Annotated in this window: 12 protein-coding genes; 4 read left to right on the forward strand and 8 right to left on the reverse strand. The window is 67.3% G+C overall.

Translation table 11 applies throughout. The annotated features are described in order from the left end of the window. Positions 1 to 13 precede the first annotated feature (13 nt). From ACEN2S_RS08285 to ACEN2S_RS08310, 6 genes are read right to left on the reverse strand one after another with little or no spacing between them, the layout of a single operon-like run. The gene (locus ACEN2S_RS08285) at positions 14 to 1,000 is read right to left on the reverse strand and encodes a branched-chain amino acid ABC transporter permease (RefSeq protein ID WP_441864863.1); all 987 of its coding nucleotides are present in this window, start codon (positions 998 to 1,000) and stop codon (positions 14 to 16) included. Further along, positions 997 to 1,905: a branched-chain amino acid ABC transporter permease gene (locus tag ACEN2S_RS08290; protein ID WP_441864865.1), complete on the reverse strand. Its 909-nt coding sequence runs from the start codon at positions 1,903 to 1,905 to the stop codon at positions 997 to 999. Before ACEN2S_RS08290 ends, ACEN2S_RS08285 begins: the two co-directional genes overlap by 4 nt. Next, entirely contained in the window at positions 1,902 to 2,621 is a 720-nt protein-coding gene (locus ACEN2S_RS08295; protein WP_441864867.1) for an ABC transporter ATP-binding protein, read from the reverse strand. Before ACEN2S_RS08295 ends, ACEN2S_RS08290 begins: the two co-directional genes overlap by 4 nt. After that, positions 2,618 to 3,349 (reverse strand): ABC transporter ATP-binding protein, encoded by a 732-nt coding sequence (locus ACEN2S_RS08300; RefSeq protein WP_441864869.1) that lies wholly within the window; start codon positions 3,347 to 3,349, stop codon positions 2,618 to 2,620. Before ACEN2S_RS08300 ends, ACEN2S_RS08295 begins: the two co-directional genes overlap by 4 nt. Before the next feature lie 8 nt (positions 3,350 to 3,357). After that, the gene (locus ACEN2S_RS08305) at positions 3,358 to 4,632 is read right to left on the reverse strand and encodes an ABC transporter substrate-binding protein (RefSeq protein ID WP_441864872.1); all 1,275 of its coding nucleotides are present in this window, start codon (positions 4,630 to 4,632) and stop codon (positions 3,358 to 3,360) included. A 46-nt stretch (positions 4,633 to 4,678) separates the two neighbouring features. After that, the gene (locus ACEN2S_RS08310) at positions 4,679 to 6,112 is read right to left on the reverse strand and encodes an aldehyde dehydrogenase family protein (protein WP_441864875.1); all 1,434 of its coding nucleotides are present in this window, start codon (positions 6,110 to 6,112) and stop codon (positions 4,679 to 4,681) included. Positions 6,113 to 6,217: 105 nt separating this feature from the next. Here ACEN2S_RS08310 and ACEN2S_RS08315 point away from each other — a divergent pair, with 105 nt between their 5' ends. Next, positions 6,218 to 7,117 carry a helix-turn-helix domain-containing protein gene (locus ACEN2S_RS08315; protein ID WP_441864878.1) on the forward strand — a complete coding sequence of 300 codons (900 nt, stop codon included), beginning with the start codon at positions 6,218 to 6,220 and terminating at the stop codon, positions 7,115 to 7,117. Positions 7,118 to 7,120: 3 nt separating this feature from the next. On the opposite strand, the gene ACEN2S_RS08320 is transcribed toward ACEN2S_RS08315, so the two are convergent. Continuing rightward, positions 7,121 to 8,131 (reverse strand): carbon-nitrogen hydrolase family protein, encoded by a 1,011-nt coding sequence (locus ACEN2S_RS08320; protein ID WP_441864881.1) that lies wholly within the window; start codon positions 8,129 to 8,131, stop codon positions 7,121 to 7,123. A gap of 197 nt (positions 8,132 to 8,328) precedes the next feature. Between ACEN2S_RS08320 and ACEN2S_RS08325 the strand changes: the two genes are divergently transcribed. Beyond that, on the forward strand, positions 8,329 to 9,240 hold the full coding sequence (locus tag ACEN2S_RS08325; RefSeq protein ID WP_441864884.1) for a helix-turn-helix domain-containing protein: 912 nt from the start codon (positions 8,329 to 8,331) through the stop codon (positions 9,238 to 9,240). A 460-nt stretch (positions 9,241 to 9,700) separates the two neighbouring features. Here the strand turns inward: ACEN2S_RS08325 and ACEN2S_RS08330 are convergent, their stop codons facing one another. Then, positions 9,701 to 10,606 (reverse strand): LysR family transcriptional regulator, encoded by a 906-nt coding sequence (locus ACEN2S_RS08330; RefSeq protein ID WP_441864886.1) that lies wholly within the window; start codon positions 10,604 to 10,606, stop codon positions 9,701 to 9,703. A gap of 137 nt (positions 10,607 to 10,743) precedes the next feature. On the opposite strand from ACEN2S_RS08330, the gene ACEN2S_RS08335 reads away from it, so the two are divergent. Together ACEN2S_RS08335 and ACEN2S_RS08340 are read left to right on the forward strand one after the other, a co-directional pair. Next, positions 10,744 to 11,793, forward strand: a complete 1,050-nt coding sequence (locus tag ACEN2S_RS08335; protein WP_441864889.1) for a TRAP transporter substrate-binding protein — start codon at positions 10,744 to 10,746, stop codon at positions 11,791 to 11,793. After that, positions 11,794 to 12,306, forward strand: coding sequence for a TRAP transporter small permease (locus ACEN2S_RS08340; RefSeq protein ID WP_441864892.1), 513 nt, complete (start codon positions 11,794 to 11,796; stop codon positions 12,304 to 12,306).

Here is a 12,306-nt window from a genome sequence, read left to right on the forward strand (position 1 = left end):
CTTTTCCTCCTGCTTAAGTCGTTGTGTCGGTCCGCACGCGGTAGCCGAGCGGCATGAGCGTGGTTCCGGTCCTGTCGGCGATCCAGCCCCAGAGCCCCTTGGGCAGGAACAGCGAAAACGCCAGCGCCGCCGCCCCGAGGCCGATCAGATACCAGACGCCGGTGGCGGCGAACCAGGTCTCCACGGCGAAGAAGATCAGCGCGCCCAGGATCGCGCCCTCGAAGCGTCCGAGGCCGCCGACCAGCACCATGAAGATCATGTAGGCCGTCCACTGGACGCTGAAATAGGTCCGGGGCTGGAAGGCGGAGACCTGCGCCAGCCACAGCGCCCCCGCCACGGCGGTGCCAAATCCAGCCAGCACGAAGAACAGCCGCTTGGTCCGCATCGGGTTGACGCCGATGGAATCCGCCGCCTCCTCATTGTCGCGGATGGCCTGCATGGCCAGCCCGGTCGGCGTGCGCAGCACGGCAAAGAGCAGCGCCATGAGCCCCGTCATGCCCAGCAGCGCCGCCCAGAAGATCAGCATCCGCCGCTCGCCGATGGCATAGGCGTTGAGCGAGATCAGCGAGGTGCCGGTTTCCCCCTGGATCAGCGGGTCAAGATTGACGCAGAGATGGGCGATGGATGACAGCACCCACATGCCGATGGCGAATTCGCCCGCCCGCAGATGCAGCATGAAGAGCGAGAGGACCCAGGCGAGGCCTGCCACCACCACGGCCCCCAGCGCCATGGCGGCAAAGGGGTTGAGGCCCGCATCCGCCAGCCGGATCGTCAGATAGGCGCCCAGACCGAAGAAGAGCTGTTGGCCGATCGACACGAGCCCGCCGTAGCCCGCCAGCGCGTTCCACATCGCGGCCATGATGACATAGATGAAGAGAACCGTCAGGCGCTCGATCACGCCGTCGCTTGCAAAGCCGGGCGCGAGCGCCAGGATCACGATACTGCCCGCGGCCAGAAGGAAGGCCCGACGTGCGGCCGGTGTCCAGCGATGGATGGTCATTGCGCAGATCCTTTCCGGGTCGGCAGCGCGATGCCCGCCAGCCGCAACGGTGCCTTGCCGCGCCGCGACAGGCGGATGAACAGCACGATCAGGAACGCGAGATGCCCGCCCAGCAAAAAGCCCTGCGGATGGATCTGCGCGCCCAGCGATTGCGCGACGGCCAGCACGATGGCGCCGCCGAGCACGCCCCAGAGCGACCGCGCGCCGCCGATGATCGTTGCCTCAAAGGCGAAGAGAAGCTGTGGCGCACCGGCATAGGCGTCAAAGGTGCCGCGCAGGCCCAGTGCCACGCCCGAGACGGCCACGGTCATCGTCGCCAATGCCGCGGCGATCCCCGCCGCGCGGCGGGCGTTGACGCCGACAAGGCCCGCTGTATCGGGATCGGCGGCGGTGGCGCGGATCTGGCGGCCCAGCGCGGTGCGCTTCAAGAGCAGATCCAGCCCGCCGATGATCGCCACGGCGGCGATCAGGATATAGACCGGCAGTTTGCCGACATAGATGTTGCCCGGCAGCTCGAACGCCTCCCAGCTCAGGTCGCCGATGAAGGGCGAGAGCGAGCGGGTATCGGCCCCGAATTGCTGAAACAGCAGGTTGTCGAGCACGATGGCCAGACCGAAGGTCGACAGCACGGGCAGCAGCTCTCCGCCCCGGACGGCGCGTTCCAGCACCAGCCGTTGCAGCAGCCAGCCCGCAAGGCCCATGAGGGCGACGATCGGGATCAGGGCGACGAAGGGCGACAGGGCGAAGGCGTCCGACAGCGCCCAGACCAGATAGGCGCTGACCACGGCCAGCGATCCATGCGCGAGGTTGATGACGCGCATCACCTGGAACATGAAGGCCAGCCCGCAGGCGATCAGCGCGTAATATCCGCCCAGAAGGACGGCTTGGATCAGGATGTTGATCATGCGTGTTCCCCTTGGGGTGCGGTGCCGAAATAGGCCCGTGTGATGGCCTCTCGGCTGGTGGCGGCGGTGCGGCTGTCGAGCTGCACCCGTCCTTCCAGCATGCAGATGACCCGGTCGGCCACCGCCATCGCGCGCGACAGATCCTGCTCGACGAGGATGACGGTGGTGCCGGTTTTCAGCAGCCCGCCAAGGGACGCATAGACCTGATCGACGACCAAAGGGGACAGGCCGAGGCTGACCTCATCCAGGATCAGCACGTCGGGGTTGGACATCAGCGCCCGTCCGATGGCGGTGGCCTGCTGTTCGCCGCCCGACATGGTGCCTGTCGCCGCATGGCGGCGTTTGATGAGGTTCGGAAAGGTCTCGAACACCCGCTCCACCGTCCAGTCGCCGGGGCGTCCGGCGGTCCGTCCCAGCATCAGGTTTTCGGTCACCGTCATGTCGAGGAAGAGCCTGCGCCCCTCGGGCACCAGCGCGAGACCGGCGGCGACGCGCTGATGGCTGGGGCTGGCGGTGATGTCGGCGCCGTGCAGATGCACGGAGCCTGCATGGATCCGGTTTGCCCCCGCCAGTGCGCGCAACAGCGTCGTCTTGCCTGCGCCATTGGCGCCGATCAGGGCGACGACCTCGCCCTTTTGCAGATCAAAGCTGACGCCGCGCACGGCGCGAAACTGGCCATAGCGGACATCGAGGTCGGTCACGGACAGGATCGTCATGCGGGCACCCCTCCAAGATAGGCGCGCACCACGTCCGGGTCCGTCATCACCGCATCGGGCGTGCCGCTGGCGATGACTTTACCTGCATCCATGCAGACCAGCCGCTCCGCCACCTGCACGAGGATGCGCACGATATGCTCGATCCAGACGATGCCGATGCGCCGCGCGCGCAGGCCCCGGATCGTCTCGACCAGTTCGGAGGCCTCGGCATCGGTCAGCCCGCCGCCGATCTCGTCCAGAAGCAGCAGGCGCGGGCGGGTCGCAAGGGCGCGGGCCAGCTCAAGCCGTTTGCGGTCCAGCAGGCCGATGCTGTCGGCCGGGCGGTTGGCAACCGCCATCATGCCGCAGACCTGCAGCGCGTCCAGCGCCAGGTCATAGGCGTCGCTCTGCCGCGCCGCCCCGGCATGGGTCGCCGCGACCAGCACGTTTTCAAAGACGGTGATCCCCAGAAACGGCCGGGGGATCTGATGCGTGCGCACCAGCCCCCGCGCCGCCCGGTCGCGGGCGGGCAGGGCGCTGACATCCGTGCCATCCAGAACGACCGTCCCCCGGGTCGGAGAGGTGGCGCCGGACAGCACCCCCAACAGCGTGGACTTGCCCGCACCGTTCGGGCCGATGATGCCCACGGCCTCGTCCGAATGCAGGGTGAAGTCGATGCCGTTCAGCACCTGCAGGGACCCAAAGGACTTGTGGATGCCGCTGGCGGTCAGCGCCGTCCGGTCCGTCATGCCCCGCCTCATTCGTTGTAGGGGATCAGCGTGGCGCTGACCGGGACGTTCGGATCGGGGGTGTTGTCGACCAGCACATAATCCAGCGCGAAGGGCCCCTCGGCCGCCTTGACCCATTGCGCGCCAAGGATCGGGCCATGGGCCACGTTCGGGACCGGGCCGGAGGTGAAATCCACCTGCCCACCAATCGTCTCGACGTTCAGGCTGGCGATGGCGTCGCGGACCGCTTCCCTCGATTTGGGGTCGGTCGTGGCCTTCAGCGCGGCGATCCCGGCGTCGATCAGCGACAGGGTCGCGCCCAGTTGCTGGGTCCATTGCTCGCCGGTGGCGGCCTCCCAGCCGTCGGCCAGTGCGCGGCCGGTCTGGCCGGTCACAGGAGAGCTGTAGGGGAAATCGCGGTGCCAATAGGCGGCTGAGGTCATCTTCTGGCCCAGCGATCCCAGCGCTTCCATCTCGGGCGGGAACAGCCCGGTCTTGGCGGTCTGCACGATCTTGACCTGACGCGCGAGGCCCTGCTGCGCCGCCTGACGCCAGAAGGCCGCGAAATCGGACGGGATCGGGAAGGTGTTGATGATCTCGACCCCTTCGGATTTGAACAAGGCGATCTGGCTGGAATAATCGGTCGTCCCCGTCTCGTAGGCGCCCGGATCGACGATGGTATAGCCCGCCCCGGCCAGCTGCGGCGCGAGGGCGGCGCGCACGGCATTGCCGTCGGCGTCATTGGGATACATCACGCCGACCTTCTTGTTGGTCTCAACCTGCGGCCAGGTGGCGACATAGGTCTGGAACACCTCGCCGACGCCAAAGCCGAAATGATAGGTCCATTTGAACGGGCTGGGTTCGCCCGGCTTGGCGCCGCGCCCGAAATACCACGCCTCCCAGGGCATAACCGTGGAAAGGCAGGGCACGCCCGCCGCCTCGCAGGCGTCGGAGACGGGGTTGATGACCTCTGGCGTCGACACGGCGAGCATGAGGTGAATGCCTTCGCCGATCAGCTCCTTGGCCAGTTGCGCGGCGCGGGCGGGGTCGGACTGGGTGTCGCGGTCCAGAATCTCGACACGGTATGTCTTGTCTGCGACCGCGATCCCGCCTTCCAGCGCCGCGCGAACCTGTTCGAGCACAAAACCGTCTGTCTTGCCAAAGCCGGCCAAGGGGCCTGTCCGCGGGCTGCAAAAGCCGATGCGGATGCTGTCCGCATCCTGCGCCAGCGCGCCGCGCGCCGAGAGCATCAGCGTCGTCGTGGCCAGAAGGCCAGTGAACTGGCGTCGGTTGAAGTCTGTCATGGGGTCATCCTCCCTGGATGAAGCGGCCCTTGCCGGGCCTTTGGTGTCAGTCCTGCGTGGTGATCCAGCGCAATTCTGTGAATTCGTCGAGGCAGGTGGCGCCGCCGAAACGGCCGTAGCCGCTGGCCTTCATGCCGCCGAAGGGCCGGGTCGGATCGTCGGCGACGGTGGCGCCGTTGATGTGGCAGATGCCGGTCTCCAGCTGATCGGCGACGGCGCGCGCGGCGGCGGTATCGCGGCCCCAGACGGCCGAGGACAGGCCGTAGTCGCAGTCATTGGCGATGGTCACGGCCTCTTCCACCGAGCCGGTGCGGTAGATGCCGACGATCGGTCCGAAACATTCCTCGTGGTAGATCCGCATCATCGAGGAGACATGGTCGACGATGGTCGCGTCCATCAGCTGGCCGCGCGCGGGGCCGCCGGTGCGCAGGATGGCCCCCTTGGCCGTCGCATCCTCGATCAGCGCTGACAGGCGCGCGGCGATGGCGGGCGTGGCCAGCGGCGCGATATGTGGGGCGGTCAGCGCGGCGGCGCGCGCCACCAGCGCCGCGACAAAGGCGTCTGCCACGGTTGCATCGACGATAATCCGGTCCGTCGCCATGCAGATCTGCCCGGCGTTCAGATAGGCCCCATGCGCTGCGGCATCGGCGGCGCGCTCGATGTCGGCATCGGCCAGCACGATGAAGGGAGATTTGCCGCCCAGCTCCAGCAGGCACCGTTTCAGGTCCCGCGCGGCAATCCCCGCGACAATGCGGCCGACGCGGGTGGACCCGGTGAAATTCACCCGCCGCACGGCCGGATGCGCGATCAGCGTCTCGACCACCTCCTGGGCGTGATCCGGGGCGGTGGTGATGATGTTCAGCGCACCGGCCGGCAGACCCGCGTCATGCAGCAGATGGCCCAGCAGCACATGGGTCAGCGGGCACAGCTCGGATGCGGCGAAGACGACGGTGTTGCCAAAGGCCAGCGGAAAGGCCACCGCGCGCATGCCGAGCGCCACCGGCGCGTTCCAGGGCGCGATGGCAACGCAGACCCCGGCAGGCACGCGAACGACGTCCGGCGGCGTGTCGGGGGCGGCTTCGGCCAGATCGGCGGTGGCGTGCAGGACATCGCCCGCGACGGTCAGGTTGAAGGCGATCCAGTCGTCGGTGGCACCCGTCTCGGCCCGCATGGCGGCGGCAAAACGGTCGGCGTATTCGGGGATCATCCGGGCCGCACGCCGCATCAGGGCCGCGCGATCCTGCGATGACCAGGCAGACCAGCTTGCAAAGCGGCGCGCGGCGATCTGGGTCAGGGCTTCCGCATCCGCCGCGCGCCCGGCGGCGGCGATCGTGGCGACCAGATCGGTGACCGGGTTGAGCCGCACGAAGGTTGCGCCGCCAATGGCATCCCGGCTGCCGCCATCCGCGAACAGCGTGGCAATGGCCGTCGCGGCGGCCTCAGGCCGCTGCGGATGCGGCATCTGCACTGCGTCTCCCATGTGGTCCTCCCCTGTCAGATGACAGACCGATGCCAAGTTGTGCCCTTTCGCAATCAAAGATAATGACGCATACTGGGAATTATCTGAAGATTTATGGGGTCCAGCGTGGCGCATACCGAGACTCCGACCGATCTGGGCGCGCTGGTGCGGTGCGAGGCGGTTGCCCCCAGCTTTCGCCAGCGCACCTATGCGGCGGGGCGCAATGCCTATGGCGATCTCAACCTGATCGCCGTCACCACACAGGGCCGGGCGCGGTTGCTGCTGGATGACACCGGCCATGATATCGGTACGGATTGCATCCTCGTGCTGCCGCATGGCATGCCGGGAAAGATCGTCGTGGAGGCGGGGGCCCGCGTCTGGATGATCGGTTTCGCGCGGTCGCTGCAACCGATGGTCACCGGGGCAGGGACCGAGGGGCTGAAGCTGGACCGCATCCTGTCGCATCTGACGCTGACACCCGCCGACCCCGAAGCCACGCGCGGCACCGTGCTGCCGCTGCTGCCGATGCTGGAGGCCGAGATCGTCGATCCCGCCCGCCGGTCGCATGTTGCCGTGGCGGCGCTGCTGCGGCTGATCCTGATTGCCACGGCACGGATGCTGCGGACCGAGGATGCGGTCGGCCACCAGCCCGAGACGGCAATCCTGCATCGCTTTCGCCAGCTGGTGGAGCTGGGCTACCGGGACCGGCGCGGGCTTGCGGACTATTGCCATGACCTGAACCTTTCCTATGACCGGTTGCACGATATCTGTCAGCGGCTGCTGGGCCGCACCCCGCTGACGCTGGTGCATCAGCGGGTGTTGCTGGATGCGACGACCCGGCTGGCGCAGACCGACGACACCGTCAGCCGCATCGCGGACCAGCTCGGTTTTGACGAACCCACGCAGTTCTCGCATTTCTTCAAGCGCGCGACGGGGATGTCGCCGCGCCGCTTCCGGCAGGACGCACGGCAGAGCGGCACCCGAAAGACCGACACCGCCGGCCTGTCCTTTGCCGACTGGCCCTGACCGTCAGTCCGCCGCCTCGGCGCAGGGGATCGGCGCAAAGGCGCCGGAGCCGTTGATCTCCTGCATCACCTGCCGCTTCTGACGGTTCACCACCAGCTGCAGCACGTCGGGGCGGGCGTAGTGACCGGCGGGATCGGCCGCGCCCTTGGCAATCGCGAGCATCGCAGGGTCGAGATCCGCGTAGAGGATGCCCTCCTGATCCTCGGGGATCGGGTCGCACAGGGGCCGCCCGTCAGGGCCGTAGATCTGCGAAAAGCCGCCCCCCGGCTGTGACGTGCGCGGGTTCAGCAGCCGCGCCTTTTCAGCGTCTCCACCGGCGATCCGGTCGAACATCGCCTGGCTGACCAGGGCGCAGGGGGCCAGAACATAGGACGAGCCCTCGACCGCATAAATCTGGCTCGCGGCATTGTTGACCTCCGGGCCCAGGGCATAGGCCATATCGCGGTAGGTGCAGAAACTGGGCCAGCCTGCGACATGCACCTCTTCGTGTTGGGCATACATCGCCATCTTGACCAAGGGATGCACATGCTCCCAGCAGTTCAGCGCGCCCAGCCGCCCGAAGGCCGCGTCGATCACCTGCAGATCAGAGCCGTCGCCTTCGCCGAAGATCGTGCGTTCGACATGGGTGGGCTTCAGCTTGCGGCGGTTCAGCAGGATCGTGCCGTCTTCGCCGATGATGACCTGGCTCATGTAGCGGCTGCCGCCCTCGCGTTCGGAATAGCCCATCACCATGGTGATCGCGTTTGCGTGGCAGATGCGCTGCAACCGCGTCATCTGCGGCGAGGTCAACGCCATGCTCTGCGCGTGATATTCGGGCAGGAAAGGGACGCTTTCGGCGGGCGATCCGGTCCAGATCCACCACGGATAGCCGGGCAGCCAGGTCTCGGGAAAAGCGATCAGCTTGGCCCCTTGCGCCGCGGCGGTTTCGGTCAGGGTCTGGGCCTTGTCGATGGAGGCTTCGAGGTCGAGAAAGACGGGGGCGGCCTGGACGCAGGCGGCTTTGATCGGTTGCATGGGCGGGTCCTTCCTGTGGACAGGGGGGCGCGGTCGGGTGAACCTCTGGGCGTTCTTGCCTTGTGACCGTGCGGTGACAGGTATCTGTGCACATGGCGCCCTGCGCGTCTTGGCGCCGGGCGACAAACCGTTTGACACCACGCGACAAAGGCCGATCATGGCCTGTCCCGACAGGGTGGCCCCGGGGTGAGGGTGGCATGACACGCGGATCGAATGACGTCTGGGAGGCCTGGCGCAGCGCGCTCTGGTCGCGGTTTCTGCGGCTCGACAGCGCATCGCAGGACGATGGGTTCTTTGGCCATATCGACCCGGTCGTGCCTGGGTCAAACCGCCTCACGCGGGTGCATTCCACGGTGCAGGTGACCGAGCGCACGGCGGCACATCTGCGCGGCGATCCGCAGGACGACGTGCTCTTCGCGCTGCAGATCGAAGGACAGGGCGGGATCGAACAGGGGGGCCGCCAGACGCGGCTGCGTCCCGGCGACTTTGCCTGTTACCTCACGGACCGGCCCTATCGTCTGGCCTTTGACGGGCCGTTCCGGCAAATCATCCTGCGGCTGCCGCAAGAGCGGCTGGCCTGCCAGATCACCGGCCTCGGCGGCGTGACGGCGCGCCGTTTCGACGGGCAGCGGGGGGCAGGGCTGCTGGTGCGCGGCTTTTTGCAGCAGATGGCCGAGAACGGTCCGCTCTTGTCCGATGCCGATCTGGAGGAGGCCGAGGATGTCACCGCCCGCCTGCTGGCCAATGCCATCCGGCAGGGTCTGGCGGGCGACAGCACCGAAGAGACACTGCGGCTGGAGCGGATCAAGCGGAGCATAGAGCGCGGGTTGCGCGATCCGGCGATCAACCTCGCGGCCATTGCCGCGCGCGAGGGGATCAGCCTGCGCGGGCTGCAACGCCTCTTTCAGGCGGCGGGGACGACGCCGTCGCAGTGGATCGCCGACCAGCGATTGCGCGGCATCGCGGGGGACCTGCGCGACCCCGCCCAGCGGCGGCGGTCGATCACCGATCTGGCGCTCTCCTGGGGGATGACCGATCCGTCGCAGTTCAGCCGTGCCTTCCGCAAGCAGTTTGGCATGACCGCCCGGGCCTGGCGCGGCGCGGATTAGCCGGGCAATACAGCGGCTGCCTTGGCCGCCGCCTCGGCGGGATCAACGTGCAGATTGCTCAGGTTCCCGGCAACGCCTCGCTGGCAAACGCGGATGATGCCGCACCCACAAAAGCCGTCGCGATCTCCCGCCGCGGTGTGGGCCTCCCGCACCGCGAGGGGGGCGGCAGGCTGTCGCGCCGGACAAACCTTGCCCTGCGCCGGTCAGGTCGCCCCTGAGCCATGCCCGATCGCCATCCGGACCGAGGGCGGAGACGCCCTGACTGCGGTTGCCCTGGCAGCATATCCCCGGGCTGCGGGGCCGGGGCCAGACCATGGCGCGGGACCGCCGTGCCGGGCGATCCGCACGCCTGACCGCGCTCCTTTGATGATCCTTCCGGGGGCGTGGTGCCGATCATCTGCCGGTGCTGTCCTGTCCTGTCCCTTCCTGTCCGGTCGCGGCGCTGTGTGCCGGTGTCGGGTCAGCCGTCACGATCCGTCTCCTGAAACAGGTCGCGGATCACGCCGCGCAGCCAGATGCAGCCGGGATCGGCATCCGTGTTCGCATGCCAGACCATCAGAACCTTCTGGCGGCCGCGCGGCAGCACGATGTCCAGCAGACGCGCCTTGCCCGCAGCGGCCAGACGGCGCCCGAACTGGCCCGGCACGATGGCCAGCGCGTCGACGGTGCCCAACAGGTCGGGCAGGGCACCGAAGTGGCGCAGCCGCAGGCAGACATTCTCCGTCAGCCCGTGATCCGCCACGACCTGCTCGATATCTTCGGCATATGTCGCCCCGGAAACCAGGATCAGCCGCGCCCGGGAGAGGTCCACTGCCGTGGTCGCGCGCTTTCCCGGCGGGCCGATGACCCTGTAATCCTCGTTGAAAAGATGGGTCTGCATCAGGTTGGCGCCATCGGGCGGCAACAGGCCCATCGCCACGTCAGCCTGCCGCTGCTGCAGGGTCAGCTTCAGATCCTCGAAGGGAGACGCGACATTGCCCAGCCGCACGCCGGGGGCCAGCGCGAAAACCCGCTCGACCAGCGGCGTCAGGAAGATCTGCTCTCCGAGGCCCGACAGCGCCATGCGGAAGGTGCGGCGCGTGGTGGCCGGGTCAAAGACCGGCGCGCGCGTCAGCGTGTCAGCGATGCCGGCCAGATGCAGGCGGATCTCGGGCACGATGCGCGCCGTCAGGGCGGTGGGCTCCATCCCGCCCGGGCCGCGCACGAACAGCTTGTCCTGCAGCGCGTCGCGCAGCCGCCCCAGCGCGTTCGACGTGGCAGGCTGGCTGAGCCCGAGCGTCCGGCCCGCCAGTGACACCGACCCCGTGTCATGCACCGCGACCAGCAGCGACAGCAGGTTAAGGTCGATGCGATGGAGGTTTATCATCTATCTGAATACTCTTTATCATCTTTATCAGTTTGACTTTAAGCCGGATGCGCCTGAACCTGCCAGTGATCTTTTCATAGGGAGAGGGTGCCGCGGCTTCCGTCCGGCACTTGTGAAGAGCGCAGGAGGAGAGACCAATGAACAGACGCGAGATGATCGGGACGATGGCGGCTGCCGCGTCCACACTGGCCATGCCCGGCCTTGTCCGGGCACAGACGGCGGAATTTACGTTCCGCCTGCACCATTTTCTGGGCCAGCAGGCCCCGGCGCAGACCAAGATGCTGGAGCCCTGGGCGAAGGCGGTGGCGGAAAAATCCGGCGGGCGTGTGGCCATCGAGATTTTTCCGGCGATGACCCTCGGGGGGCGTCCGCCAGAGCTGGTGCAGCAGGCCCGCGACGGCATCGTGGACCTGATCTGGACGGCGAATGGCTATACGGCGGGCCTGTTCCCGCGGACCGAGGTGATGGAACTGCCGACCGTTTACAAGAACGATCCGGCGGCCGCGAACCTGGCGCTGTTCGACATGTTCGAGGACGATCTGAAATCCGAATATGCCGGGCTTGAGGTCATGTTCCTGCATGTGCATGCCGGGCAGGCATTTCACATGCGCGACACCGATGTGCATTCGCCCGCCGATCTGGTGGGCAAGAAGCTGCGGATTCCGACCCGGACCGGGGCCTGGGTGATCGAAGCGCTGGGCGCGGCACCGATCGCCATGCCCGTGCCGGAGCTGCCGCCCGCGCTGCAAAAGGGCGTTGTCGATGGCGCGCTGATCCCCTGGGAGATCATCCCGCCGCTGAAGATTCAGGAGCAAACCAAGTTTCAGATCGAAGGTTTCGAGCGGGAGCGTTTTGGCAACACGACTTTCCAGGTCTCGATGAACGCCGACCGCTGGGCCGGTTTGCCGGAGGACATCCAGAAGGCGTTCCGCGACGCCTCGGGCCGCGACTGGCGGGCAGAGGTCGGCGCGATCTGGCGGGCTTCGGACGATTTCGGCATCAAGGTCGCGACGGATGCGGGCAATACCCATACCGTCCTGACCGAAGCCGAAACGGTTGCTTTCCGGGATGCCATGGCGCCGGTTGTCGATCAATGGGTCGCCGAGGTCAGCGGGCAGGGCATTGATGGTGCGGGCCTGGTTGAACGCGCCCGGGCACTCGTGGCGCAAAACGCGGCGGCCGGATAAATGGCTGCCGATGCCGGTCCCGCCGCCCCGCCGCCGGCGGGGCTGGTGCCCACCCTGATCACGGGGTGGGCGCTGCTGGGCGGAGCAATGTTGCTCGCCGTGGTCGCGGTCAATGTGGTGTCGGTGGTCGGTGCCATCTTCGGTGCGCCATTCCCCGGAGACTTTGAACTGACGGAGATGGGCGTGGCCAATGCGGCCTTCGCCTTTCTGCCCTATTGCCAGCTGACGCGGTCGAACGTGACCGCTGACATCTTCACCCAGAACGCCGGTCCGCGGATGCTGGCAAGCCTGCGGCTGATGTCGTCGCTTGTGGCGCTGCTGTTCGGGCTGCTCTTGCTGTGGCGGATGTATGCGGGCCTGCTGGACCAGAAGCAATACAATTACGAGACCTCGATCCTGCAGCTGCCGATCTGGATGGCCTTTGTGCCGATCCTCGTTTCGCTCGCCCTGCTATCCGTCTCGGCGGCCATCACCCTGGCGCAGGACCTGCGCGATTTGTCCCGGAAAGACTGA

The sequence above is a fragment of the Phaeovulum sp. W22_SRMD_FR3 genome, assembly GCF_052113705.1.
Taxonomy (GTDB): Bacteria; Pseudomonadota; Alphaproteobacteria; order Rhodobacterales; family Rhodobacteraceae; genus JBGQOG01.

Bases quoted from the DNA above. Each gene is read 5' to 3' on its own strand.
- ACEN2S_RS08285 (WP_441864863.1), bottom strand. From the start codon at position 1,000: ATGACCATCCATCGCTGGACACCGGCCGCACGTCGGGCCTTCCTTCTG.
- ACEN2S_RS08290 (WP_441864865.1), bottom strand. From the start codon at position 1,905: ATGATCAACATCCTGATCCAAGCCGTCCTTCTGGGCGGATATTACGCG.
- ACEN2S_RS08295 (WP_441864867.1), bottom strand. From the start codon at position 2,621: ATGACGATCCTGTCCGTGACCGACCTCGATGTCCGCTATGGCCAGTTT.
- ACEN2S_RS08300 (WP_441864869.1), bottom strand. From the start codon at position 3,349: ATGACGGACCGGACGGCGCTGACCGCCAGCGGCATCCACAAGTCCTTT.
- ACEN2S_RS08305 (WP_441864872.1), bottom strand. From the start codon at position 4,632: ATGACAGACTTCAACCGACGCCAGTTCACTGGCCTTCTGGCCACGACG.
- ACEN2S_RS08310 (WP_441864875.1), bottom strand. From the start codon at position 6,112: ATGGGAGACGCAGTGCAGATGCCGCATCCGCAGCGGCCTGAGGCCGCC.
- ACEN2S_RS08320 (WP_441864881.1), bottom strand. From the start codon at position 8,131: ATGCAACCGATCAAAGCCGCCTGCGTCCAGGCCGCCCCCGTCTTTCTC.
- ACEN2S_RS08325 (WP_441864884.1), top strand. From the start codon at position 8,329: ATGACACGCGGATCGAATGACGTCTGGGAGGCCTGGCGCAGCGCGCTC.
- ACEN2S_RS08330 (WP_441864886.1), bottom strand. From the start codon at position 10,606: ATGATAAACCTCCATCGCATCGACCTTAACCTGCTGTCGCTGCTGGTC.
- ACEN2S_RS08335 (WP_441864889.1), top strand. From the start codon at position 10,744: ATGAACAGACGCGAGATGATCGGGACGATGGCGGCTGCCGCGTCCACA.
- ACEN2S_RS08340 (WP_441864892.1), top strand. From the start codon at position 11,794: ATGGCTGCCGATGCCGGTCCCGCCGCCCCGCCGCCGGCGGGGCTGGTG.